Origin of the sequence: Providencia sp. PROV174 (assembly GCF_028480685.1) — a bacterium.
Lineage (GTDB): Bacteria > Pseudomonadota > Gammaproteobacteria > Enterobacterales > Enterobacteriaceae > Providencia > Providencia rettgeri.
The window spans coordinates 234,453-259,534 of record NZ_JAMPOT010000011.1; the positions used below are offsets into that span (position 1 = coordinate 234,453).

The window sequence follows — 25,082 nt, forward strand, 5'->3', positions numbered from 1 at the left end:
ATTAATAGATAGAAGTAACATGAATTGAAAAAACCAGTAACAATAAATATTACTGGCTAATCATATAATATGAAATTTTAAATCAGCTAATCGCAGTTGCCTATAGAATGGTATTTATCAAATATAACAATGTATTTACGGCTTTTTTTCTTTAAAGCTTCATGGCGAAATTCTTGTTGCGGTAAAAGATAAAGAACTAAGGGCTGCTCATCATCCTTTACTTCACAGCTTTCATGAATTAACACCCTAAAATAAGTATTGCCCGTATTTTTTAATCTGCCCGCATCCGCATCCATCGAATATTTAAATGCAATATCTTTCGGCCTAACCACAAAATAGGTTTCTAAACTAACTGTGGGGTAAAATAACGATTGCTGATTCTGAGAAGAGTCTGTTTCCACATCAAGCGCTGTTTCGCTGATCACAATCTTATAATAACGCTCTTTGTCATCCGTTTTACCGCGATAAAAAATCTTAAAATACTCTTGCTCACCGGGTAATACGATTTTTTTTAATGGGGTAAAAATAATTTCCCCTTCTTCTATTGGCTTCCCTTGCTCTTTATTATCTGGCTTATCTATTTTGTATGCGCTAAATGTATATAAATTCACCTTTTTCGTGTCATTGATATAGGACTTTGAAAAAAAGCTTTTGTTAGGTTCTAAAGATGAAATATCTGAGCTCAAATAAAGTGCATAGGCTTTACCAAAAAATGAAAAAAGCAATAACGCACTAGTCAATAGTTGGGGTACTATACACTTCATCTTATGAGTTCGAATCACACCAACCTTATAAATGGACATCTGGCCCCGTCCAAATCGCTTTCACGACAACCGTTCCACTCGCAGACACCGTTCCTAACCAATCGATGCCATCTAACGTAAATAATGAGTTTGAATCATTCATTGGGAAACGTAAATCCAAATTAGTACGATAGAATGACCCTAAATCTTGGTTAGGAATATCCCACGGAGTTTCCGCCCACAACGCATTATTCATTGATATTTCCGTACCATCACAATTTGAGCGATAAGACTCTTCGATACCTGAAGTATTTTTAAATGATAAGTAAGCTGAAAACGGAACACGAAATTTGTCATCATCGGAGCTGAACAAACAAAAATTTTGCCCGTTAACATTCACTGTCGGCCCCTCGACTCTTGCAGTGATCGAGTCCGCTTGTCGAGGGCCGCTTGTCGTCACAATATAATTAAACTCAATTGGTGGTTCCGCTGGGCCAATTTTCCCCGTTTTTGACGGGTTAGGAATATAATCAGCTGGCACAATACTAATGCTGTAGTCCCTAGGCTTTATCACTAACTGGTTCGATGGCGTGAATTCATAATAGCCTGACTGTGGGGCAGCGGCAGGATTCGTAAACGAAAACGTAAAAAAGTCTTGGCTATTGGTGAAATCAATATTATTTGTCACTAATTGTTTGAAAAACGTATTAGAAAAAAAGATAGAAACATAGTTATTTGAACTTTTAAAATATGAGTTCGCTGCATAAGCCGAGTTGTAATTTCGCCAAACATTAGAACCGTCGTCAGGGCCTATTTTTATTGATGCAGCAGCAGGGGTAAATGGAATTAATGTTGAATTTACTTTTAATGTCAGCAACACATTCGCAAAAATATCCCCCGATGTTTCATGTTTTACCACTTGGCAAATTAAACCGTTCACGTTGGCAACAATACCAATACGACAAAATTGCTCCCCGGGACCTAGGCTTGGATTACCATTACTATCAATATAAACTTCTTGCATTGCTCCTGTTGAACTCAGTTTAATATGCCCTGATTTCGTCATTGTAAACTCATGAGATGCGATAATTCGCCCACCAACACTTTGGCAACTTTCCCCTTTTGCAGGGTCATAATCTAAGTCAGTCATACATGCACGATAGCTATAAGTTTCCACGGTACCAATAGGCAGTTTTTGAAAATATTGGTATGTTGACTCACTAAAAATACCTCGCGCGTATGCCCCTTCCCCCAAGGTATTATCCTGTACAATTTTATATGCACCATTTCGACCAATATATTGTGCAGGCCAATAACCCGTATCGCGGTTACAGTAATTACGCATACAGCGGTTACCAATAAATGGGCTATCAATCGGTGAATTTTCAAACCAAATATCTACATTCTGGTTGGCCCGAATCGAGGTATTGGTGTAGCCCATATAACCTAAGCTTTCTTGATTTCTTGCTGAATAACGGGAAAATTTATTTGCGCCAGTGAATCGAGGATCTAAAGATCTTGGTGTTACAAAAAACTCATTATCAACACCATTTTCAATAAACACATAAGAATTACTCAGAGCCACAGCTAAGCCAGAAGAACTAAAGACGCCATTCAACAAACAACTCGCCAAAAATAGTAAGAAATATTTTTTATTCATCATGAAACTCTCATTGCCTTAATGCGACTGTTCTTTGCGGGTCACAAGTTACATCCCCTAGCCATAACGCACCTCTGGCCCCCTCTAGATTCAAATCAGCTTCGCATATAGTTTGCTCATCTTCTTGTAGAAGTGAAATAACAGGGTAGCGAACATCGACATCCATAGAAAACTCACCATTGTGATCTGTTTTCGTTCGACCAATATGGTTACGGATAGACGCATATTTAATAAATTCGCCAGTTGGCGATTTCAAACGGCCAAATACCGTCACGAGCTGCCTAACTTCAGGTTTATAAATAGCAATATTCCCAGGGTATAATGTGACAGACTTATTTCGCCCTGAGACAATGTCAAAACTGTCTTTAGATTTCGCATCATTCATTAATTGAATGTCATAGTCAGAATAAGGTGATAATGGAATAAAGGTATTTGCTCCACTAACAGGGTAATTTTGCCCATTAACACGCGCAGTCATACTCCCAGCTCCATAAATATCCGAATTAATAATGACACCTGATTTCCCTTGCTGCCCACTTGGCATAATAGTTCCATTGCTATAAGCGACTGAGCCTCTTGACGTCAAATTACCATTAAGCCTATTACTATCGGGCCGGTTAAGTGTCACCATACCTGAGTTATATTTAGTCTCGTAAGAGGCATAGCCCATTGTTGAAATATTAGACTCACCGTTATTTTTATCTTTAACTAGCTTTGATACCGAACCTCCGACACTTGTAATAACCGAATCATCAAAGCTCTTATTCGCATAGATATTGGCTTTCACATTGCCATTGCTCGATGAAAGACCTGTACTCAACCATGTTGATAAAGGTAATGAAAAATCGAGGCTAATAAATTTTTCATTCATACTTTTTTGGTCATCATAGTGATAACGCTGAACGCCTGTTCTTAACCCAATAGTACCGTAACGGCCTGAAAATAATGTATTTGAATATTCATAGTTAATTGAATCACTACCAATGCGTTTATCTTTTGTACTACTAATAGTGAATGTTCCCGCTCGCTCAAATACCTTGTCAAAATTTAAAGTTGCGCCATAAGAATAGCTATCAGAGTCATAAATCGGTAATTCACCTTTTACTACGGCCTTTTCTTTCGAAGCCCAAACAGATCCATAGCCATCAGGTATACTTGTCGATAGCGTAGCAATATTTCTATGGCTTCCATGGTTTTCAATCATTCCCTGCCAAGACAGTGATACATACTGATTTAAAGAAAAGTTAATACTGCTTTCATTAATTAAAAAATTGTCATAGCCATAATTAGACATCTGAATATTTAATCCAGATAAAACAGGAAAACCTTTTGCCACGGACGCACCGACTAAATAACTTTGCTTCAGCGGCTCACGTTTAGAATATTTTCCTCTTACATAACGTTTCTTATCGAAATCAACATATCCCCCATAGACTTCCCAATTTAACTTTTCAAAATTAGCGCCGCTAGTTCCAAAGGATTTATTAATTGTTTGATGTTGAGTCGTCACAATTTTACCATCTACAACCGTCTCAATCGTGACATCATAGATACCAAATGGAAGAATACTCGTGTCGACTTCAAAGCTACCCATCGGAAAATTTTGAATATTTAATAACTTTCCATCACGGTAAATACGAACTTCACCTGGACTATTTAAAAATACATAAATTGGTGTTAACGAATATTTTGAATTCACCACGACACTAGATGCATTATTTCCTAGTGTAACTGCATAAATTTTACTGCTATTTAGAGTAGTTAGGCTCGCAATAGACTGTAAATTCCACGTACTCATTAATCCAATCGCATAACGTATTCCATTAAAATCACGTTCATACATAGCACGATATAATTCAATATCAGAGTTTGATTTACCAATGCTGTAGGCTGATGCATTAATGTTAATGTGGTGTTCGGCTATAGCCAACAAAGTATCTAAATTAAAATAGCTACTCGATGAATTTTTCCCTTTTTTTACCTGGCTTCCAAAAACACCTAAATCATAATTAGCTACTGCAGAAAAATCATTTACCGATGAGTCACCTAGAGAAAATTGCCTAACTTTTTCTTTAGGCACAAAAGCATCTTGGTCAACATTGAGTGACAAATTAAATGAAGAAATATCTAACTGAAGTAATGCATCTTTATCAATCTTAATATTATTTGATTCATTGAAAAAATTATCTTTACTGTTTTCTAATTCATCTATCAATAGTGAGCTTAACTTTGGCCCTTGGCTATTATCAATAAAATTAATATTCGCAAGTTTAATTTTTCCTTGTTCAACAATAATGATGGCATCAGCAATTTTATCTTCACTTTGATTTTTTTCTCTAGAAGTATTTAATCGTAAAAAAACAGGTACTGACATTCCCTCTTCCAGTGCCATAACAAAAGCTGGCGGAATAATATACCCACCAATTTTAATACGCTTAATATCTTTAGCATAAACAACATTTGAAAAAATAAAGCTCATTATTGATAATGCAATAATACTTTTATGCATAATTAAGACCCAATATTAGCTATTTGACCACAATAAAATCACCTTTGTGCCAAATACCAACACTTGTTTTTTTATTATTTATATCAACCAACTGAAGTTTTACAGCTAAATTTGGCATCAAGTAATAACGTTCTTTACAGATCCCATCGGAACCAAGATTTATTTTTTCAGGTAAACAGGGTCCTGAAGCAACAACACGAAAAGAACTGTTCCCTAAATTAGCAACTTTTTGATTATCATATTTGTATTGGAAATTTTCTATTCTAGGTGCAACAACAAGTATTGTACTAATCGTTGCTGATGTTGTTGCTGATGCTGATTTTGAACTTTTCGTAATCCCACTTTCGCTAATTGGGTCATCTTTCCAATTTAGCCGATAATAACGTTCCTTATCGTCTTTCGGGCCATTGTAGATAACTTTAAATACATCACGTGCATTCCCCGGAAGAATAATATTCGCTGGTGTTGACAATATTTCGTTAGGATCGTTAGTTGAAATTACCTTTCCATGTTCTAATGGCGTATCTATTTTTTCTATCGTTAAGTTTACTAATCTAGCCGCATCAACTGTATTTTCAATTTCCTTAGAAAGTGAATTTTCATCAGATGAAATAATTTCTGTGATATTACCAACATTAACAGCCAAGATGTTTTTTAGTGGGAGAATTGATAATAGAATAACTGCTATTGTTGTTTTTTTCATAATAAAACTCAAAATAAAAAACGATAAAGATTCTATATCCTTATATTATCTTTATCGTAACAAAGGATTTTTTATTTAATTAATAAAAAACTTATGGAGTAACAAAAGTTCCTTCCCAGTTTGCAGTAAACTGGACTTTCACATCACCATCCCAAACACCATCATCTAAGTCTTTAAACTCAGCGACTGCGCCTGCTGCTTTAGCTTTAGCAATAACAAAGGTGAACTCACCACGATCTGTTGCACGATCTGAACTATTATAAACACCATCAGCCGCTAAATTATCTAAACCTGAAGTAATACCGTCAGCAACGCTGATTAACGTAGTATCCGTTGCAGTGTTTAAATCAGTACCATTCCATTTAACGCCAACTTCTAATGTAGAATCGTCGGTAGTTCTTGCTAATGTATTAGCAATAATTTTTGATGTTAATTTAAAATCAGTTGCGCCGGATTGTCCTTGAATAGCGACATCGAATGCACCATTTTGCTGATTAAAGCTTTTTTGGCCTTCGGCGTAATTAAAAGTTAAGCTTTTTAGTGGAGTCACAACTAACATACTTGTCGTGTCTTTAATTGCAGTCGCTTGCCATGTCGCTGTTGCTTGAGCAGTACGTGTATCTGCATTTGCAACCGTAGCAAAAGAAGCAGCAATAATCCCAGATAATAATACAGATGATATTTTCTTATTAAACATTTTATTCTCTCTAATTTAAATTCAATATACAACAAATGAAAAATTACTTAGTATAAAAAACACTTTTAACTGTGTTTTTTATAAAATATAATCTTGACCACTATGAGAATAGAGTTAAAAAAAATTAAAATAAAATTACTGTTTTTTATTTACTAAATTATCAATTAAGTAATTACTTAATAAGTAATTTCTTTTGCTTTTTTCTTTTTCCAATTTTATATCGATATCACATTCACTTTGAACAAATAAAATAAGCTCAACCCAATTCTTATCTAAGAGATGTAAAAGATGACTTAATTGGTCTATTGTTAATGATGTTTTTCCTGTTTCATAACGAGATATTTGTTGCTGACTAACGTGCATTAGCTTTGCTAATTGCTTACCCGTCAAATTCTTTTCCTTTCTAGATTTCCTTAAAAATATTCCCGCATAATAACTCAACCTATTTACTTCCATAAGCATTTCCAGAATTTTCCCGATGTATAAGATCAATAAATTTTTATCAAATGATAAGCATTAGTATATTTATTTAATAGGCTAAATTATTCTAGTGATAATTCATTAACTACTAATTTATGCTTAATAATATAAATTGAATAAAAAACGAGTAAAAATGTTTAAACCTATCAATAGAATTAAAATCAATAGGCCTGGGCTTTTTGATTTTTTTTTGTACCCATATTTTGAGATATACAACCGAATAAAACACGCAATTGGAGTAGAAAAATGATAAGTAACTATGTGATTAATCAATTAATTTTAGATGTGATAATATTGTTGCAGTTATTAACTCAATATGTTGCAAGTATTATTACTTATAAAACAATATAGATTACAGTGACACGCTAATTAATGCCAAGTTTCATTTTGTTACAATTTGGAATGCAATGTATTACTTGTAATTTAAAATAACGCTTAATATGAGTATTAAGGATTTTTCGCTATAAAATACTCATTGATTAGCGTTAAGATCGAGTATGCTATTTTTATTGATACATATCAAAACATACTCATTAATTTTTATTTTTTTAAAGAATTAAAAAAATAAAAACAATGACTATAATAACTATCCCTACTGAAACAGTTCATCAATGATATAAAAAAAACATCATTTCAACCCTTCAAATAAAGCACAAAAAACCATCTATTTTGTTCTATTTATACCAAAGAAAATAGTAACATCTATAAATTATAACCCACACTTACCAAGAAGAAAAAGAGAATCGTTCAAAAAATAATCTAGCTCGCTATTCCAGAAAGTTTATCGATATTACTCATCATGCATAGATAGCTTACGCACTTCTAACAACCAACGTTTTTTACTAACAGACATTCTTATGCTCTGTTACTATACCCAAAAGCATAATCTCTAGTGGAAAGCTAGGTGCAAAAGAAAGGATTAAAATCTAGGCTAGCTGTTATGTAGATAGTTATATCTAATTTATAAGTAGCGTAGCTTTAAGTGATAAATTGGGTCTAAAACAAGCCGTATAGATTAGACACTTCAGAATCTGTATGCATGGAGCCATTTAATTGGAAAGGAGGGAATCTTAGCACTAGCTATTTCGATAACTCACTACAAACATCCATAAAGCATCACATTGGATATCACCAAAATTAAAATGAGGGGCAATGGAGAACATAATACCCCATCCCTGATTCAACTATTACTGGCCAAGAACCTTATAAAATTACACAAGATAAGCTGGTCTGTAGGATGAAGTATTAGCGCTAACCCCTATGTACCACAATAGGATCATAATATAGAAAGTTGATACTATAGTGGATAAAGCGAACCAACTATTTGTTTTATCTTACATTTATTCACCTAATAGACATTGATATTATATCATATATCTAATTATCAAAGTGGGACTTTAACATCATACACATTAAATTAGTTAACTGAGTTATTAATAGATAAGAGGGTTAAATACACATTTAAAATTACAATTTTACCAATATAACTGGTTTCCCACCTTTATTCTAAATTCTTTCCTCTCTTTAATTGTAATAAATTGTAACTTTCAATGTGGATTCTTTATGCTTCTTAATTAAATATACATTTGTTAACAATTATAATAATTTTACACTTATTTAGTGTATTTTTTTATTTAATACCCTGTTTTCAATATTGTGAAGTGTATTTTTAACCAATTAAACTGGTGAAGAGATATTTTTCAATTGAATAATGCTAAAAAAAACAGAGTTAATAGAAAAAACCTATTAAAAGTAAATCTTTAATAGAAATCCTGCCATTTACTCTTTTTTTAATGTATTTATTATAACACTCAATTAAGCAAGCGAGTGAGCTAACGAATATCACATAAATAGATCTATTAATATTAGAGGCTGAAAAAATGAAAGCTAATATAATTAGTAGTCATGTAGGAAATTATTTACGAAAATCACGCAAAGAAAAAAACATGACAGGAAAACAGTTGGCAGAATTAATTAACATTAGCCAACAACAGGTATCTCGCTATGAAACTGGCACCAGTTCATTATCGCTAGATCAATTAAATGAAATCTTAACTGTTTTAGACAAAAGATGGATTGAAATGATTTACTATATTGATTGTTTCTCTGAAGAAAATAAAAGAAACAATATAAATTTAAGTAAAAAAACAATCGCAATATTACTAAATAGCATGAAAGATATTTAAACCTTTCATTTTAAATTCAATAAAACCATATCAATATGTAAAAATTAAATAACTATTTTTACTATTGTTTTCTATCAATATAAAAAGAGAGATTAGTATGTTAAATAAAAAAATGGCTTCTGTATTGTTATCAACAATTATTGCAGCTTCTTTTGCTACCGTTGCAAATGCAGATACACGTACCGCTCAAGCAACAGCAACATGGCAAGCAACTGCAATTAAAGACACGACAAGTATGTTAGTTGTGACTCCATTAAGAAGTTTAACCTTTAATTATGCCGAAGGCCAAAAAAGCTTTAATCAACAAAATGGCGCATTTGATATTGCTATTCAAGGCCAAGCTGGTGCAACAGATTTTAAATTAGCATCAAAAATTATTGCTAATACATTAGCAAGAACTACCGACGATTCTAAATTAACTGTTGGCGTTAAATGGAATGGTGAAGATCTGACTAAAAATAATGATTTAGTATTAATTGATACATCAACTGGTTTAACTTCTGGTTTAGATAATTTAGCGGCTGATGGTATCTATAATGGCTCTGAGCGTGCAGCAGATCGCGGTGAATTCACCTTTGTTATTGCTGGCGCTGAAGCTGATGGCGCAGCGACTGACTTTAAAGCACTGACTGACGGTACATGGGATGGTGATGTGAAAGTTCAATTTACTGCAACTTGGGACGGTGAGTTTACGCCAGCTCCTTAATTCAATATCCCCTTATTAGATAACTAAATATTACGATAAAGATACTATAGGGAAATAATATCTTTATCGTCATTCATTTTAGAAATTTATGATTATGAAAAAGATAACATTAGCATTAATTTTATTATCATGGTTACCATTAAAAAGCAGTTTTGCTGTCAATGTGGGAAACATCACTGAAATAATATCATCGGATGAAGACACCTTATCTAAAGAAATTGAAAATACAGTAGATACGGCAAGATTGGTAAATTTAACGATAGAAAAAATAGACTCACCACTTGATACTGGAAAAGTAATTCCAATTACTGATCCCAATGAAATATTATCAACACCTGCTAACTTAATTCTTCCTGGGCATGCAAAAGATATATTTAAGATAATTTATCAAGGTCCAAAAGATAATAAAGAACGTTACTATCGATTAAATTGGAAAGATGATCCTATTGGCGAGAGTGGTGTTACACAAAGTGCGAAATCGGCATCAGCAACAACATCGGCAACAATTAGCACAATTCTCGTTGTCGCACCAAGAATTGAAAACTTTAATTATAAATATTCTAATTCCCAAGTTTCAAATACTGGAAACAGCACCTTCCGTGTAGTGGCTTCAGGCCCTTGTTTAGCAGAAAAACAAAAATACGGAGTGGATGGTATTTGTCGCGAGCGTTATTACCTCATGCCAAATTTAGCCGTCAAATTACAATTTGTCGATGTCACAAATAAAAAATCAAGCGTAGGTATTTGGCACAAAGGAGAGTTCATTGTTGTCAAATAATTAAGAATGGACTTAAATTATGCGTAAAAGTGCTATTGCTTTATCAATATTAAGTATTATTTTTTCGAATACGATTAATGCCAATGAAATGAAAAGCGTTAAGATCGGTGGATATATTATTCCTCCTGCATTTGTTAGTGCATTGGAAGAAGGAATGTCTGTACCTGTTTTTTTACGACTAAATGATGATACGGTAACCAATCAGAGCGAAAGCAAAATTGCAGATGCAGTTATTGTAATCGATCATGATAATATTAAATTATCAAGTATTCATCTCATTGAAAATGAGCACGGTGCGAAACTAAATAATTTACTAGTCGATAAACTTGAAGAAAAAAAGGATGCCATTTTTAATGAAAGTAATGGCATTATTATTGATAATAATGCAACTCTTCAATTAAACATTTCTTCATTTAATTTATCATTAGATGTTGATAAAGCTGCTTTTTCGCCAAAAGAACATGCGCGGCAATCTGTACTAGGAAATTCTTCAGTTAATTCATTTTCAGCAGTAGCTAACTATGATTTAGGGGTATTTCAGAGCCGTGTTAAAGATTCAAAAGATACATCCAGTAGTTATTTCAATTTAGATACATTATTCGCAGCTGCAGAACATCACTTTAATGTAAATGCATCAGCATATAGCATTGGAAAATCTAATTCTAATGTTGAACTGTATCGTGCAATGTATGAGCGTGATTTCAACGGATTCCGTTTTGCGCTTGGGCTAATGAGTACGTGGAATTTGCAGTCTATTGCCAGCTTAACTGCCCTTAGCAGCAGTAAAATTTATGCGGCATCAATAGGGAACAATTCCTCAAGTATGGTGACAAATAAGCAGCAATCACTCACACCGATTTATGCTTTTTTAAATAGCCCAGGTGAAGTACGTATTTATCGACAAGGTAAGTTATTAAATATTCAAAATTTTCCCATGGGTAATTTTGAAATTGATACAAGTGTACTGCCCTATGGCATTTACGACGTCACTATTGAGACGGTTGTCGATGGCAAAATTGTCACAACACAGCACCAAACAATTAATAAATCCTTCGGCGCGATAACTGGCGGTTTTGATAAACTCAATTGGGAAATTTATGGTGGTTATATTGACTTTGATAAGCGTCATTATGTAAGAAATGAAGGCTCAACAAGCCAAACTCCGGGTAAAAGCCATTTAATCGGAGCCTCTTTCGCTTATAACTTCCCTGTGTTGTCTGGCGTGCGTTTTCAAATGTCAAATTATGGGTTTGATAAATTTGTTGTACAAGAAACGAGTATCAATGCGGCTTTAAATAACTATATCTCAGTTAACTGGCAAGGCATGCTAGAAAACCATGGCAGTTATCGTAACATTGCGACTCTTTCTGTCAATATACCAGAAGGTTACGGTTCTTTATGGGCATCAAAAGAAAAAACTGTCGTGAGCGGTGATTTACCACTTTATGATGCTGACAGCTATTCTTATGGCGGAACCATTAACTTTGACAAAATAATTGATAGAACTGGGTCACTGACTATTAGTAATACTAAAGATCGTCGTATTGGCAGTGATTCAATTAACTATGAATATGCAAATACATTATTCTCTGGCCGTTATGGAACCGTGGGGCTAAGAGCAGGTGTACAACGTTATCATTATGATAATCAAAATAGTACCAACGAAAAATATATTAACCTCGATTTTTCCTTACCTTTATCAACATGGTTGAGTACAGGTGTTTCCTCAACAAATGGTAATGTGAAAGCGAATATTTATGCGAATAAAAATTTTGAAGATTCGGTGATTACTAATGCAGGGGTTTCTGTCTCCAAATTAGTCCGAGATAAAGATAATGGTGAATCCAATTTTTCAACATTAGGCTATGCTTCCTATGATACTAAATATAATTCAGGTACCGTGACGATTAATCGCCCCGATAATAACAGGCTTAATGGCAACTTAACCTCTCGTGGCTCAGTGGCATATAGCGACGGCATGATCATGCCAAGTGGGCAGCAAGGTAAATCAGGCGTTATTATTAATTCCGATATAAAAGGTAGCGGCAGCATGGTCGCAAAAGTAAATGGGCAGAATTACCCAATTAGCGGAAAAAATACCTTTATTCCACTATCCCCTTATTCGGATTATGACATTCAATTAATGAATGACGGAAAATCAAAAGACAGCTTTGATATTGTCTCAGGGCGAAATAAATCCGTCACATTATACCCAGGAAACATTGCTCTTTATCAACCAGAGGTAAGGCAATTAGTTACGGTATTTGGCCGTCTGAAATCACCAAATGGTGAATATATAAAATATGCCTCAATTCGAAATCATATTGGTCGCACAAAAACAGATCAAAATGGTGAGTTTTCCATGGATGTTGACGTCCGATATCCAGTGATATCGTTATTACAAGATGATCAGCAAACAATTTGTGAAGCAGATTTAAACCTTCAAGGTGCACGTGGTGCATTGTGGGTCGGTGAGGTGACATGTGAACCTCAAGAAGCATTTGCTAAACGTTAATTATCACTTTAAAGGCTAATTTAATATGCGATTATTATCGATAACAGCACTTTTTATTTCATTTTCGGCTCTAATACCGAATTCGTTTTCTGCAACAGCACCATTACAAGAGTATGTCATTGTCGAAAACCAAGTTGATAACGAATTCTTTATTGTTGCTAATAGAGTTGACCCACGCTTCTCGGGCTCAAATGTATTCACAAAATACCAGCGCAATAGGCAATACAGCTTAGGTTATATGGGATATACAGGAACACCTTTTAGCTCAACTTATAATACAGGTGATATTTGGTTAGAAAATTCTCCCGTAAGCCAACCTTTTATCGGGAATCGTTGCATGACAAATAACCGAAATTGCCCAGCGACGTCTTATTGGTCAGCTCAGCAGTTACGAGATAATGGTGCGTATAAAATCCAACAAACAGGAACACCTGGTGAGTCTGGATATTCAAGACCGATATTTTCTGAATCTTTTTATCGCTGGTTAGCCGAAATACCACCAGGAACAGAATATACTTTTGATTTAAGAACCTGTACAAGCCGCGATGATTATGATTTAAGTAACGCAACCTGTATGACGAGTGGCGGAAGAACAACAACACAACAACATTACATTCCAACCAATAAAAAAGGCAATATTATCCTAAAAGGAACGGGAGCCTTACAAGAAGTCTTTGTGGATAGCAATGGCAATCCAACTATTGGACTTGGTTCTAACTTTTGCTCGACAGGAATTGTTGGAAATGCATCTGGAATTATTTGTAAGTTAGTTGAATTAGAAACCCAAGGGCAATCTATCGGCGGTACATTTACAGTTCGTATGTATATTGATAGTGCAAAATTAGGCTTAGCTAGGGACCCTCGAGCTGCACTTATTCAATATAAAGGGAGTAACAGCACACGCTGGACGAATTGGTCCTCAACAACAAATATGTCAGAGATCTTTAATAATGGTTCGCAAAATATTGAGGTTTTTCTCTCAAATGAGTATCTAAAGTCAATTGTTGATGCTTCACCTAATTCAACCGTTACACTCGCTGATAGCGTGTATACTTTTGGTTTTCAATCGCCACTTCCTCAATCGGGATTTTATGAATTTACGCCTTCAAATTTCTTAATAATTAAACCGAGGGATTATGGAATCAGCATTATTCCTGCAGACTTTAACCCAAACCAATCGAAAACGGGCAAAGTCGGCAATGATGAACCACCAATAGAATTTAATTATATCGTCACAACCAGTGGCCCAAGGCAAGCGGATTCTATTACAGCAAAAGTTGAAGGACCAAACACAACATTAAAAGGACAATCATACTGTTTATTTACCTCGAGCGATAATAAACTTAATGTCCCTTTTTCCGCTTATCTTTCATTTAAAAATGAAAATGGCGCTAAAGAATCACACCGAGCAAGTTGTGATAGCAATGAAGTTTCATTAAAAAATGCATTATGGTCTGAAACACCATGGGATAGGCCTAATGAGGATTTAGGATCTTTTTATCGGACTAACTTAGATTTATCATTCCCAATGAATGACTCTGAATCATTTTTTACATTAGATGGCATTGATTGGTTAGGAACCGTTTCTGCAAGTGGCACAATAACTGTCAAAGCAATTTGGACTGGACCCGATATTCAATAATATCTAGTGACGACTAATAGGGCGACTTGTAAAAGCTCAAGTGGCCCTTTTATTGAACCTCATATACACTTAAACTTTGGCTTGAATTTTTAATATGAAACCATTTTATTTACTTAAAATCCTATTCTTGATTGTGCTATCAATGCTTTGCAATAGTGCTGTTGCTTTATATATCAATGCAGATATTTCTTCGATGGAGTCAGGACAAGAGTTTTTTTCTAAGCCATACATCAATGACACAGATAAAACTAATTTATATAATTTTAGTGCCTACAAAATTGATAAACCAGGTAACCAAGAACATGGAACACCTCTCCATAATGGCGAGATTATTTTTACTCCATTGAAGAAAATTTTATTACCTGGAGAACAAGAGTTTTTTAAAATTTTTTATCGAGGAGAAACCGATGAGACTGAGCGCTATTATAAAATCATCATTAGCGAAACGCCTCTTGATATGCGTAATGATGATGAACAAAAAAAGCGACCTTTATTTTACCCAACGGTTAGCCTAGAAACCTATTTCGTTGTAAGACCCAAAAAACCAGACTTCAAATATGACCTTAATCCAAGTACTCGTATTCTAAAAAATACGGGGAATACCTATTTTAGAGTGCTCTTACATGAAAACTGTGATGCTAATGATGATTCCGAACCTTATGTATTTTACTTATTACCAGGCCAAGAGTCTAAAGATGAGCGTCTTAAAAAGAAAAGTCGTAAATATATTGTAATCTTTGATAAATATTACCCAATTGGTAATTGCACATAAGAACCAATGATATCAATCAATTAAAAAGACTATCAAATTTAACTATGCTACTGTTTAAATAAAAATTGAATTATCTAATCATAATTCGATAGGTACTCTGTATCTATAATTACTTAAAGGTATTAAAAATTCATAAAACTCAGTTATGAAAAATTGTTTCAGCTTATTAAAAATAGCAAATTAATTTAGATACCTATGACTTGAAATAGTGATTAATACTGTTTTTTGCCTACATATAAAACATCAAAACAAAAAATGTCAGTTTCATTAATACGATACACTGAAATTTTTCACCATTACATATATAACCAATAATTATAAACAAAAATTTATTTTCATATTTTCTTCTCAAAAAAAGAGTAGTATATTACACTGATATAATTACTTTAAAATCAATGACTATCATGTTAGCTAAAAGTGACCAAATTAAGCACATATTTTAATAACTAAATAAGAGTCATGTATGATATATATACTGAATAACATAATAAAATATAATTCTGACTTAAGTGAAATATTTAGGGTTGACACAGAACTCAGTGTAATGAAATTAACCCCCGTATTGAACTATATCTTTATAATACTAATTCAAAATAACAAAACGACTATCACTCGCGAAGAGATACTAAAAAAAATACTAAATAAATATGACTTAAAAGTTTCGATAAACACCCTTAACCAATACATTAGTACATTAAGGAAAGTATTACATCAACAGCTTTTAGTTGAAAATGCGATTCTAAGCATATCAAAAAAAGGCCTTGTTATCTCTTCTGAAATCCAAATTGAAGAATCGATTGCCAAGTTCAATAACAAAATAGAGAAAAGCCTAGCTAACCCTCCCACTTCAAGCAGTAAATCTGCCAAATCACTAGTACTTAGTAATAAAAATCATATTATTAAAAAAACATTATTGATAATTAGTGTTTTTTTACTTTTGGTGATTATTTACCTTGTAAATCAAATTTATGCAGTAAAATACCCATATACATCAATACAATCATACAAAATTAGCACAATTGGCGATTGTCCCGTTTATGGGTTCAAAGATAACTATGAAAAAAACATAAGTGATACAATAGGCAAACAAGCAATTGATTTTAACTTAACCTGTGAAGATTCTGATATCTTTTATTATTACAACAACATACAAAACTTAGGAAAAAACAAACATAGCTTATTAGTAAAATGCAAAAAAAACAAAGATTGCATTTCAACAAGAATAAACTGGCAGGAAAAAAATGACTAATAAAACACTATACTCATTGATACTATTATTTTCATTAATCATCATTTTCTTGTTGTTTAATTTGAATTTAGAAAAAAACAAAGCGCAATATTGCGAAGCAACTGTTTCCTCTAATTTCATATTGGCTAATAATAAATCATCATATTCGCTAGATATGAAATTAGTAAAAAACAATGATAACAGTGGGTATATTAAATTATTAGGAACAATTACAACTGATAAGATGTATACTGTCAATCGAGTTGTTCATTTCAATCAATCATCAAGAAAATATATAAAAGACTTAAAATTAACCATAAGTTATGACAGAAAATCCACAAATGATAATGTTCCTGATGATATATTCGAAAAATATTTCAAAGCATTCAACCTAAATTCAATTGCATATGTAGAAATTGATGAAATAACACCTGATTGGTACCTTTTTTCAAGTTCGTTTGGCCCTTATTTTGTCTGTAGCAGACAAGCCAAATTAAATACAATTTAATATATAGCGTTCCAATTATAAAGTTTAGAGAATAGCAAGTATTGCATCTTTGCTTCTTATTATCATTTCTATTTCTCTCCAACTAATTAGGTTTGATTATACTTTTATCTAGAATTAAATTTATATGCTACCTATCGATAAGTACTAGCTCAACCCTTAATAAGTCACCATTTCAACTTAATCTATAAATACTTTCTGTAATTTTATGTAAAAATATAAATAATTACTTTTATATGACTATAAATGCATTTTTTTCATTTATTATTTATTATATCTCTACTTTTAAGCCACCCCTTCAAGTTAACATAACGCATTGTTTTTATTGAATTATAAAAACCTATATTTTAGTTTAATAGCTTATAGTCATTATTAATACCTATATTGATAGTCAGAGTCTATTAAATAAACTATTTTTGATTCATTAAAACAATTTCACATTAGTAACTAAAAAATATAATCTATCCTTCATTGAGAAAGCCAAAAAATTTAAAGTAATGCTATCATTAATAGCTAACTTTTAGATAATAAATTTATAATAGAGAGAATATAAAATGAAACATATCAATACTAAAGAATTGAATATAAATAACGACCTAGATATTGTTATGGCCACCGCAAAATACTTAAAATCTGCACGTATTGAAAGATCATTAACGGGTACAGAGGTAGGAAAACTATTAAATTTGAGCCAACAACAAATATCAAGATATGAGAATGGCCAATCTGCTATTTCTATTGATAGCCTTCATACATATCTTAAAGTATTAGGAAAAGATTGGTTAGATTACTTCAGATCTGTTATCTTAGTTAGAGTTCATGCGAATTACTATTAATATAGTAATAAAAAATTCAAATCAATTATTTTAAATAAGAAATTAATTTTAAGGTAAGTGCTCAAAATCATATATCAATAACAACATGAAAAAATTTTAAAATAGTTAATATGATTGAAAGAAATTTGAATTATTCTCGCAAGTTTACTATTTATAAATCTCATTATATCAAAACTTAACTCGAAGAAGTTATTAGAAGCAAAAAATGATATCTATAGAAAGGAACTTTTAGTGCAGTTAAATACAGTCATACAAAAAAGAAAACGCCACGCTAATAAATTAGCGTGGCGTTATAATTTGGCGGAACGGACGGGACTCGAACCCGCGACCCCCTGCGTGACAGGCAGGTATTCTAACCAACTGAACTACCGCTCCTGATGTTCCCTGCTGGGAACGCCATGCATATTACGAATACTTGAGGACCCCGTCAACACTTTTTCTTGTTAAATCGCGCAGTTGAACAGTTTTTAGCCTTGAGAGGCTTTTCTATCCATTTTCCTAAACAAGTATAAATAATGAAATCAATTATTAGTGTAAATTTTCAGCTTCATCAGAAGATTGCCGCCAAAGACAGGGTTTACCACCCTTTTTATCAACAATATCCAACCGAGCTTCATGAGCAATCATTTCTTCATCAGAAGCAAAAATCACTCTAAGACCGCTTTGAGGACGCTCAATCCTTTGAATTTCATACTCTTGCTCATTATTAGCTGACTCCGAATCCATCGAAAATGATAATGAAGTTTGCCCGCCAGTCATTGCCAAATAGACATCAGACAGGATTTCAGCATCGAGTAAAGCCCCGTGCAGCGTTCGTTTAGCGTTATCAATTAAATAACGGTCACATAACGCATCCAAGTTATTCCGTTTACCAGGAAAAAGTTTGCGAGCCAATACTAAGCTATCAGTGATAGTACAAAATTCTTGCGTAGGCGGAATACCTTTATTGAGCTTACGGAATTCATAGTCCATAAAACCGATATCAAAGGGGGCATTATGGATGACCAGTTCTGCACCTCGAATAAATTCAAGGAATTCATCCGCAATTTCAGCAAAAACAGGTTTATCTTGTAAAAATTCATCACTTATCCCATGCACTTCAAATGCCTCAGGATCCACTAAACGGTCAGGTTTAATGTACACATGAAAATTACGCCCCGTGAGTCGGCGGTTAATCACTTCAACCGCTCCAATCTCAATTATGTTGTGCCCTTCATAATGAACACCGAGTTTATTCATACCGGTTGTTTCAGTATCAAGGACAATTTGTCTGGTTATCACCGTGCTCATAATGTTTTTTTGTGTCAAACTAGAAAGGAACGAATAATATAGAGTGTAACAGAAATGACAAAGCAGGTAGAAATTTTCACGGATGGTTCCTGTTTGGGCAATCCTGGCCCGGGTGGATATGGCGTTGTTCTACGCTACCAACAACATGAAAAAACATTGAGTGATGGATATTTTTTAACCACGAATAACCGCATGGAACTACTTGCAGCCATCGTTGCATTAGAATCACTAACAAGGCCTTGTGATATTATTTTAACCACTGATAGCCAATACGTACGACAAGGAATCACACAATGGATCCATGGCTGGAAACGAAAACAATGGCGAAAGGCAGATAAATCCCCTGTCGTTAATGTGGATTTATGGAAGCGCCTTGATGATGCCATCCAACGACATACGATTGATTGGCGCTGGGTTAAAGGCCACGCAGGCCACCCTGAAAATGAGAAATGTGATGAACTGGCTCGAGCTGCCGCTTCAGCGCCGACTAAAGAAGATACAGGTTACCAGCCTGCACAAAACTAAGAAGGGTCGTCTATCTTCATTGATTTACTGATCTCCTTCGCCGCACCGAGTGCTGTTCCAATCTTAACCTTCGGTTGCTTGAATTTTAGTGGCGTCGGAGTCAGCGGATAAGTCCGTTTCCGCGCCACAATCACGCTTAGAGCCCCAATTCCCCCACAGTTTTTATTCACTCGTCTCTGTGCGCTCAACCAAGGAAATATTTGGCAATTACGATGATACAAAACTTCATAGTTTAATAAACTTAACCAATCAAATACCCTAACTGAAGGGAAAAAACGGCTACAATAAGGCTGCCGTTTACGTAAAACAGGCACGAGTTTCGCCATTCCGACGAGACTGAAAGGATTAAAACCTGAAATGATTAGCCAGCCATCGTCGATTAACACCCGGTCAACCTCCCGTAAAAGCCAATGAGGATCATGACTATATGCCAAACAATGAGTCATTAGACAAGCATCTATTGATTTTTGGGTTAATGGTAACGCTTCAGGCTTAGCAATAAGATTAAAACGAGGGTCACCAGTACCAACATTGAATTGATGAGAGATTAAGCAGCCTTCGGTATGGATTTCAGTGCTTAAATGACCTAACTTAAGCAAATGAAAGCCAAATATCTTCGGCCACCAAGGGCTAAGTTGATTTTCTATGGCTTGACGATATTGTTCTCCAAAAGGAATGTCAGACCAACTAACTGGCATTTGAATTTTTTTATCAATACGCGCAGGCTTCATGAAATTCCCCTATTAACTATTAACAAGTATCGAGGTCATTATGGAGTTAATTCGAGTACCAGCTTTAAACGATAACTACATTTGGGTTTTAGTCGATGGCCACCGACAGTGTATCATCGTTGACCCTGCAGAGGCAGAGCCTGTGCTTGAAATAATTACAGCTAAACAGTTGACGCCTGTCGCCATCCTATTAACTCACCACCATAATGACCATACCGGTGGCGTCAAAGGGATTTTAAGCAAATTTACAACTCTTCCTGTTTTTGGCCCAAAAGAAACCCAATCTAAAGGGGCAACAGAAATAGTCGAAAACGGTGATAAGGTCATAATTAACGAGTTCAACCTACAGGTTATTGCATTATCAGGCCATACCTCTGAACACATCGGCTTTTACCAAGCTCCTTATCTATTCTGTGGTGACACGCTGTTCTCTGCAGGTTGCGGACGGATATTTGAAGGAACACCGGAACAAATGTTCGAATCTATCCAAAAAATTGCTGAGCTTCCTGATGAAACCTTAATTTGCTGTGCACATGAATATACTTTATCTAATCTCAAATTTGCACACCATGTATGGCCTGAAAATGAAGCGATTACACAATATTTACAAAAAATAACGCAAATACGTGACAAACATCAACCAACGGTACCTACCACATTGAAAAAAGAGAAAAAAATAAATGTTTTTCTACAATGCGATAACCTTCAATTACAGAAAAAGCTCAATATTAATATACAAAATCCACCTTTAAGAGCAGTTTTCACCCTGTTGCGTCAATTAAAAGATCAATATTAAAGTTTAATGATTGTCATATCGGGGTGGGATAAGTATTATTGTTCGACTTTTAAACATCAAAATGAAGAACAATAGAAAAGAATGAAGATAATCGCGACGCTTATCGCCATTGTTCTGTTGGCCGGATGCCAAACTGCCCCGAAAAAAATTAAGCAGAACAAAACTCCAACTAATCATACTATTGAAACTGTTGCATCACATAACCAAGCAGCCAGTCGACAATTACCTAAAGCCGACTATGACCTATGGGGTTATATTAGTGATGAACTAAAAATGGATGTCCCTGATAAACCTCAAATTAGGGAACTCGCAAATAGTTATTTAGATAAACAACGTTTTGTCTACGATGTGGCATTAAGAGCTGAGCCATATATGTACCTCATCGTAGACGAAATTAATGAGCGCAATTTACCCATGGAGTTAGCGTTAATTCCTATTATTGAAAGCTCTTTTAATCCTAAAGCGACTTCTCCAGCACAAGCTGCAGGCCTATGGCAAATTGTTCCTATCACTGCACGTTCATATGGACTAAAACAAACACAATGGGTTGATGAACGCAGAGATGTGGTTTCTTCAACTAAAGCAGCTTTTGATCTTCTCGAAAACTTAAATGTTATGTTTGGCCACGATTGGGAACTCACCCTTGCTGCCTATAACTGTGGGGAAGGCTGTGTTCAAAATGCTATCAAGAAAAACGAAGCTGCTGGGCTACCTACTGATTTTTGGTCACTCTCTTTACCGAAAGAAACCAAACAATATGTACCAAAAATCTTAGCACTTAGCCAAGTATTGAAAAATCCCGAAAAGTACCAAGTTAATTTACCAACAAGTAATAAAAATCGAGCACTCACGCAAATCGATGTTGGTCAACAAATCACGTTATCTCAAGCCGCTGAGTTGGCAGGGTTAACTGTTGAATCGGTAAAAACGTATAATTCTGGTTATACACGCGGCATAACATCGCCAAGTGGCCCTCATTATATTATGTTACCTACAGCAAAAGCTGAACAATTCAAAACATCACTCTCAGATGAAGATGTTTTAAACACGATTCGTTTAGCCGCACAACAAAATCAACAGGTAAAAACAGCCCAACCCACTGCAATTTCTAGCGCGCGTCAAAATCGAGCTAAAATAGCTACATATAAAGTACGCAAAGGCGAATCTGTCGCAAGTATTGCAAAAAAATTCAATACTACCGCCAAGAATATTCAAAAGCTAAATGGGTTAAAAACTGCGAGTGTTATCAAGCCAGGACAAGTATTAAAAGTTACGAGCTCAGTGCCTGCTGCAAGTAGCCGTAAGGTGAAAACCTATAAAGTAAGAAAAGGCGACTCCTATTATAGTATTGCGAAACGTCATGGCATAAAGCTCAATGATTTAATGACTTGGAATTCAGGTGTTAAAATGGCCGACCTGAAACCAGGGGTAACCTTAAACCTCTATCTTTAAGTTAGTCTCATCAAAAAAGCTTTTGTCTATTTAAGGCAAAAGCTTTTTTATTTTTAATTCTCTTATTAGTAAAAATAAATTATTTGAATGAATTAAATAGGAAAATAATTTTTATAACATCTTTTGTATAAACACTTCATATTCACTGTACTAAAATAACCGATGGTTAAACTATAATTTAAATACTTCATAAAATTGAGTTTAAGCAGAACATACGCGACTCAGCCCCCAACAACTTGCTAATAAACTAGAAAAAAGTAGTTTATTGCTGGTGACATATGTGATAATAATGCTATTATTATATCGCGGCTAGTTTAGTCCGAGCTGCCAGTCCGTATTCGAATATCGCTTATGTATTATATTAATAATCTTCGAAAGTTTAACGAACTAGCAATAATCTTATATTTTTCAATATATTAACATGCAACCTTTTATATTGAACATAGGTGCTTTAATTAGTTAACATGACATTATTGATAAAAAATACACACAGCAAAAGTCAGATTCGCCTGCGGAGGTGATTATGGATGAATACTCACCCAAAAGACACGATATAGCAGAACTAAAATACTTATGTAATAGCCTCAATAGAGACGCTATTTTAAGCTTACAAAAAACAAATACACACTGGATTAATGATTTAAGCTCCCCGCAAAGCGCAGCCTTGAATGAACTCATTGAACATATCGCTGCATTTGTATGGCGGTTTAAGATCAAATATCCAAAAGAAAATCTTGTTATATCACTTATCGAAGAGTATCTCGATGAGACCTATGATTTATTCGGCAGCCCAGTCATCACACTCAGTGAAATTATAGACTGGGAAGCAATGAATCAGAGTCTTGTCACTGTGTTGGATGATGACCTAAAGTGTCTAACCAGCAAAACCTAAAGATATTATTTATCTTTAGTTCAACTACAAAACCGTATATCAATAAGTAATTTTGCACAAAAGAAAGGGTATTATGACCAAATCTGATTATCTGATGCGTTTAAGAAAATGCACAACAATTGAAACTCTTGAGCGTGTCATTGAAAAAAATAAGTATGAATTATCTGATGATGAGCTAGAGCTATTCTATTCAGCTGCAGATCACCGCTTAGCTGAGCTCACAATGAATAAGCTTTATGATAAAATTCCAGCTTCTGTTTGGAAATTTGTTAGGTAATATCTTATTAACACGCACAGATAGTGAATGGTTGTAGCCGGTAAATCCCCTTATCGGCTGGACGCAATGTAATTATCGTTTTATTATTGGCATTATAATTATGCTAATGGAAATTTATTGCTTTTAATTTTAGCATATCAATTTTTCTTATTATAATAGTCAACAATTAATGTTGTATTCTTAACCTTTCTTTTTTAACTTTAGAATTTATTTGAGATTTAGAATTTAATTAACAATTATAAAATATAATTAAATAACATACTTATAATAAATTAGAATATATAGATGAGAGGAAAGGCAAAGATGCTGAGTTGGGTGGGAGCCCTGCCAGCGACATCCCGGCACACACGACCCCTGCTATGGCTGCTTCCTTCCGGACCTGACCAAGTTAACAAGTTAGCGTTGCGGGAGAACCAACAGAGCCCCCATTGAATGCTTCTTTCAAAGCAGGGGCATTATGCTTGATAGTCATTGAAATAGCAAGAAACCCCTGACCAAGTGACGATTTATTACACAGGTGCATATAAGAATAGCGACTCAACTAAAAAGTCACTTATTGACTAATTCGCAGGTACCATCAACAATTCAACATTTTTTGTGACACCATTATTGATAACCTCTACAACGCTATCACTAATGTATAAAAGTTTCCCATTCGCGTTCACGGTTGCATTAACAACTAGCGAGCCTTCCTGCCTAACTTCATTTTTTTGGTAAGTTAGTTCAAAAGGAATGGTTGGGCGATTATTCACTGAATTGTAATATTTTTGAGATAATATTAGTGCGGGTAAGTCCGCAACCGTTGTATCCGCCAAAGTAATTGTAACAACCGCGTCTTCAGGTAAAACAGTATCCTGTAAAATCACCACACGCCCCTCGATTTTCCCTGAATCGACCGTCTGGTTATTATTACTATTTTGAGCATTAAGTGCTTTTTCGCTGGGCTTGGTGCTATTCCCTTCACAGCTAACCAACGTTAAAAGCACTAATAAGCTAACAATGTAGCGAAAAAACTTCATAGTTATTACCTATAACACAATGTTTAATAAAACATTTTTAAATAGTCGGAATAGACAAATCATTTTCTGACGAGGGAATGATAAAAAGTATAACTAATATTGGTAGAATAATACATTTATATTTCCAAATGTAACAATAC

Annotated in this window: 23 protein-coding genes, 1 tRNA gene and 1 other RNA gene; 14 read left to right on the top strand and 11 right to left on the bottom strand. The window is 34.3% G+C overall.

Annotation, left to right across the window (positions count from 1 at the left end):
• Window positions 1-86 precede the first annotated feature (86 nt).
• From PSE60_RS12005 to PSE60_RS12030, 6 genes are all read right to left on the bottom strand, one after another.
• Window positions 87-803, bottom strand: coding sequence for a fimbrial protein (locus tag PSE60_RS12005; RefSeq protein WP_272665556.1), 717 nt, complete (start codon window positions 801-803; stop codon window positions 87-89).
• A complete protein-coding gene (locus PSE60_RS12010; RefSeq protein ID WP_210839989.1) occupies window positions 790-2,403 on the bottom strand; it encodes a fimbrial protein in 1,614 nt (537 codons plus the stop codon). The genes PSE60_RS12005 and PSE60_RS12010 overlap by 14 nt, the downstream gene beginning before the upstream one ends.
• Before the next feature lie 10 nt (window positions 2,404-2,413).
• Window positions 2,414-4,912, bottom strand: coding sequence for a TcfC E-set like domain-containing protein (locus PSE60_RS12015; protein ID WP_272665557.1), 2,499 nt, complete (start codon window positions 4,910-4,912; stop codon window positions 2,414-2,416).
• 19 nt (window positions 4,913-4,931) lie between these two features.
• On the bottom strand, window positions 4,932-5,615 hold the full coding sequence (locus PSE60_RS12020) for a hypothetical protein (RefSeq protein ID WP_272665558.1): 684 nt from the start codon (window positions 5,613-5,615) through the stop codon (window positions 4,932-4,934).
• 91 nt (window positions 5,616-5,706) lie between these two features.
• Window positions 5,707-6,312 (bottom strand): common pilus major fimbrillin subunit EcpA, encoded by a 606-nt coding sequence (gene ecpA, locus PSE60_RS12025; protein ID WP_272520567.1) that lies wholly within the window; start codon window positions 6,310-6,312, stop codon window positions 5,707-5,709.
• 135 nt (window positions 6,313-6,447) lie between these two features.
• Window positions 6,448-6,768, bottom strand: a complete 321-nt coding sequence (locus PSE60_RS12030; protein ID WP_198641857.1) for a helix-turn-helix domain-containing protein — start codon at window positions 6,766-6,768, stop codon at window positions 6,448-6,450.
• A 1,904-nt stretch (window positions 6,769-8,672) separates the two neighbouring features.
• Between PSE60_RS12030 and PSE60_RS12035 the strand changes: the two genes are divergently transcribed.
• From PSE60_RS12035 to PSE60_RS12075, 9 genes are all read left to right on the top strand, one after another.
• A complete protein-coding gene (locus PSE60_RS12035; RefSeq protein ID WP_004914446.1) occupies window positions 8,673-8,978 on the top strand; it encodes a helix-turn-helix domain-containing protein in 306 nt (101 codons plus the stop codon).
• A gap of 97 nt (window positions 8,979-9,075) precedes the next feature.
• Window positions 9,076-9,684: a common pilus major fimbrillin subunit EcpA gene (ecpA, locus tag PSE60_RS12040; RefSeq protein WP_004914448.1), complete on the top strand. Its 609-nt coding sequence runs from the start codon at window positions 9,076-9,078 to the stop codon at window positions 9,682-9,684.
• A gap of 94 nt (window positions 9,685-9,778) precedes the next feature.
• Complete coding sequence (locus PSE60_RS12045) at window positions 9,779-10,462, top strand: hypothetical protein (protein WP_198641856.1); 684 nt, start codon at window positions 9,779-9,781, stop codon at window positions 10,460-10,462.
• Window positions 10,463-10,481: 19 nt separating this feature from the next.
• Complete coding sequence (locus PSE60_RS12050) at window positions 10,482-12,977, top strand: TcfC E-set like domain-containing protein (RefSeq protein ID WP_272665559.1); 2,496 nt, start codon at window positions 10,482-10,484, stop codon at window positions 12,975-12,977.
• A 25-nt stretch (window positions 12,978-13,002) separates the two neighbouring features.
• On the top strand, window positions 13,003-14,619 hold the full coding sequence (locus tag PSE60_RS12055; protein ID WP_210840333.1) for a fimbrial protein: 1,617 nt from the start codon (window positions 13,003-13,005) through the stop codon (window positions 14,617-14,619).
• A 142-nt stretch (window positions 14,620-14,761) separates the two neighbouring features.
• Window positions 14,762-15,391, top strand: coding sequence for a fimbrial protein (locus PSE60_RS12060; protein ID WP_371031638.1), 630 nt, complete (start codon window positions 14,762-14,764; stop codon window positions 15,389-15,391).
• 544 nt (window positions 15,392-15,935) lie between these two features.
• Window positions 15,936-16,640, top strand: a complete 705-nt coding sequence (locus PSE60_RS12065) for a winged helix-turn-helix domain-containing protein (RefSeq protein WP_272665560.1) — start codon at window positions 15,936-15,938, stop codon at window positions 16,638-16,640.
• On the top strand, window positions 16,633-17,127 hold the full coding sequence (locus tag PSE60_RS12070; protein WP_272665561.1) for a FidL-like protein: 495 nt from the start codon (window positions 16,633-16,635) through the stop codon (window positions 17,125-17,127). Before PSE60_RS12065 ends, PSE60_RS12070 begins: the two co-directional genes overlap by 8 nt.
• A 551-nt stretch (window positions 17,128-17,678) precedes the next feature.
• Window positions 17,679-17,960, top strand: a complete 282-nt coding sequence (locus PSE60_RS12075; protein WP_272665562.1) for a helix-turn-helix domain-containing protein — start codon at window positions 17,679-17,681, stop codon at window positions 17,958-17,960.
• 298 nt (window positions 17,961-18,258) lie between these two features.
• On the opposite strand, the gene PSE60_RS12080 is transcribed toward PSE60_RS12075, so the two are convergent.
• Window positions 18,259-18,335 (bottom strand) — tRNA-Asp (locus PSE60_RS12080).
• Between the two features lie 153 nt (window positions 18,336-18,488).
• Window positions 18,489-19,250, bottom strand: coding sequence for a DNA polymerase III subunit epsilon (gene dnaQ / locus PSE60_RS12085; RefSeq protein WP_272665563.1), 762 nt, complete (start codon window positions 19,248-19,250; stop codon window positions 18,489-18,491).
• Between the two features lie 54 nt (window positions 19,251-19,304).
• On the opposite strand from dnaQ, the gene rnhA reads away from it, so the two are divergent.
• Window positions 19,305-19,775, top strand: a complete 471-nt coding sequence (rnhA, locus tag PSE60_RS12090) for a ribonuclease HI (RefSeq protein ID WP_004914473.1) — start codon at window positions 19,305-19,307, stop codon at window positions 19,773-19,775.
• Here rnhA and PSE60_RS12095 read toward each other — a convergent pair.
• Complete coding sequence (locus tag PSE60_RS12095) at window positions 19,772-20,506, bottom strand: class I SAM-dependent methyltransferase (RefSeq protein ID WP_004914475.1); 735 nt, start codon at window positions 20,504-20,506, stop codon at window positions 19,772-19,774. The two genes, rnhA and PSE60_RS12095, sit on opposite strands and share 4 nt — an antisense overlap.
• A 40-nt stretch (window positions 20,507-20,546) precedes the next feature.
• On the opposite strand from PSE60_RS12095, the gene gloB reads away from it, so the two are divergent.
• From gloB to PSE60_RS12115, 4 genes are all read left to right on the top strand, one after another.
• A complete protein-coding gene (gloB, locus tag PSE60_RS12100; protein WP_272665564.1) occupies window positions 20,547-21,302 on the top strand; it encodes a hydroxyacylglutathione hydrolase in 756 nt (251 codons plus the stop codon).
• Window positions 21,303-21,383: 81 nt separating this feature from the next.
• A complete protein-coding gene (gene mltD, locus PSE60_RS12105) occupies window positions 21,384-22,754 on the top strand; it encodes a murein transglycosylase D (RefSeq protein ID WP_272665565.1) in 1,371 nt (456 codons plus the stop codon).
• A 523-nt stretch (window positions 22,755-23,277) separates the two neighbouring features.
• Window positions 23,278-23,646, top strand: coding sequence for an Hha toxicity modulator TomB (tomB, locus tag PSE60_RS12110; protein ID WP_004914480.1), 369 nt, complete (start codon window positions 23,278-23,280; stop codon window positions 23,644-23,646).
• A 73-nt stretch (window positions 23,647-23,719) separates the two neighbouring features.
• Window positions 23,720-23,923 carry an HHA domain-containing protein gene (locus tag PSE60_RS12115; RefSeq protein WP_004905417.1) on the top strand — a complete coding sequence of 68 codons (204 nt, stop codon included), beginning with the start codon at window positions 23,720-23,722 and terminating at the stop codon, window positions 23,921-23,923.
• Window positions 23,924-24,245: 322 nt separating this feature from the next.
• Here the strand turns inward: PSE60_RS12115 and ffs are convergent.
• Together ffs and PSE60_RS12125 are read right to left on the bottom strand one after the other, a co-directional pair.
• Window positions 24,246-24,342, bottom strand: an RNA gene (gene ffs / locus PSE60_RS12120) — signal recognition particle sRNA small type.
• 141 nt (window positions 24,343-24,483) lie between these two features.
• Window positions 24,484-24,942, bottom strand: a complete 459-nt coding sequence (locus PSE60_RS12125) for a YbaY family lipoprotein (RefSeq protein WP_210836531.1) — start codon at window positions 24,940-24,942, stop codon at window positions 24,484-24,486.
• Window positions 24,943-25,082 lie beyond the last annotated feature (140 nt).

Bases quoted from the DNA above. Each gene is read 5' to 3' on its own strand.
- PSE60_RS12050 (WP_272665559.1), top strand. From the start codon at position 10,482: ATGCGTAAAAGTGCTATTGCTTTATCAATATTAAGTATTATTTTTTCG.
- ecpA (WP_272520567.1), bottom strand. From the start codon at position 6,312: ATGTTTAATAAGAAAATATCATCTGTATTATTATCTGGGATTATTGCT.
- PSE60_RS12005 (WP_272665556.1), bottom strand. From the start codon at position 803: ATGTCCATTTATAAGGTTGGTGTGATTCGAACTCATAAGATGAAGTGT.
- PSE60_RS12045 (WP_198641856.1), top strand. From the start codon at position 9,779: ATGAAAAAGATAACATTAGCATTAATTTTATTATCATGGTTACCATTA.
- ecpA (WP_004914448.1), top strand. From the start codon at position 9,076: ATGTTAAATAAAAAAATGGCTTCTGTATTGTTATCAACAATTATTGCA.
- rnhA (WP_004914473.1), top strand. From the start codon at position 19,305: ATGACAAAGCAGGTAGAAATTTTCACGGATGGTTCCTGTTTGGGCAAT.
- PSE60_RS12055 (WP_210840333.1), top strand. From the start codon at position 13,003: ATGCGATTATTATCGATAACAGCACTTTTTATTTCATTTTCGGCTCTA.
- PSE60_RS12125 (WP_210836531.1), bottom strand. From the start codon at position 24,942: ATGAAGTTTTTTCGCTACATTGTTAGCTTATTAGTGCTTTTAACGTTG.
- dnaQ (WP_272665563.1), bottom strand. From the start codon at position 19,250: ATGAGCACGGTGATAACCAGACAAATTGTCCTTGATACTGAAACAACC.
- PSE60_RS12060 (WP_371031638.1), top strand. From the start codon at position 14,762: ATGCTTTGCAATAGTGCTGTTGCTTTATATATCAATGCAGATATTTCT.
- PSE60_RS12070 (WP_272665561.1), top strand. From the start codon at position 16,633: ATGACTAATAAAACACTATACTCATTGATACTATTATTTTCATTAATC.
- PSE60_RS12015 (WP_272665557.1), bottom strand. From the start codon at position 4,912: ATGCATAAAAGTATTATTGCATTATCAATAATGAGCTTTATTTTTTCA.
- tomB (WP_004914480.1), top strand. From the start codon at position 23,278: ATGGATGAATACTCACCCAAAAGACACGATATAGCAGAACTAAAATAC.
- mltD (WP_272665565.1), top strand. From the start codon at position 21,384: ATGAAGATAATCGCGACGCTTATCGCCATTGTTCTGTTGGCCGGATGC.
- gloB (WP_272665564.1), top strand. From the start codon at position 20,547: ATGGAGTTAATTCGAGTACCAGCTTTAAACGATAACTACATTTGGGTT.
- PSE60_RS12035 (WP_004914446.1), top strand. From the start codon at position 8,673: ATGAAAGCTAATATAATTAGTAGTCATGTAGGAAATTATTTACGAAAA.
- PSE60_RS12095 (WP_004914475.1), bottom strand. From the start codon at position 20,506: ATGAAGCCTGCGCGTATTGATAAAAAAATTCAAATGCCAGTTAGTTGG.
- PSE60_RS12065 (WP_272665560.1), top strand. From the start codon at position 15,936: ATGAAATTAACCCCCGTATTGAACTATATCTTTATAATACTAATTCAA.
- PSE60_RS12020 (WP_272665558.1), bottom strand. From the start codon at position 5,615: ATGAAAAAAACAACAATAGCAGTTATTCTATTATCAATTCTCCCACTA.
- PSE60_RS12115 (WP_004905417.1), top strand. From the start codon at position 23,720: ATGACCAAATCTGATTATCTGATGCGTTTAAGAAAATGCACAACAATT.
- PSE60_RS12010 (WP_210839989.1), bottom strand. From the start codon at position 2,403: ATGAATAAAAAATATTTCTTACTATTTTTGGCGAGTTGTTTGTTGAAT.
- PSE60_RS12075 (WP_272665562.1), top strand. From the start codon at position 17,679: ATGAAACATATCAATACTAAAGAATTGAATATAAATAACGACCTAGAT.
- PSE60_RS12030 (WP_198641857.1), bottom strand. From the start codon at position 6,768: ATGGAAGTAAATAGGTTGAGTTATTATGCGGGAATATTTTTAAGGAAA.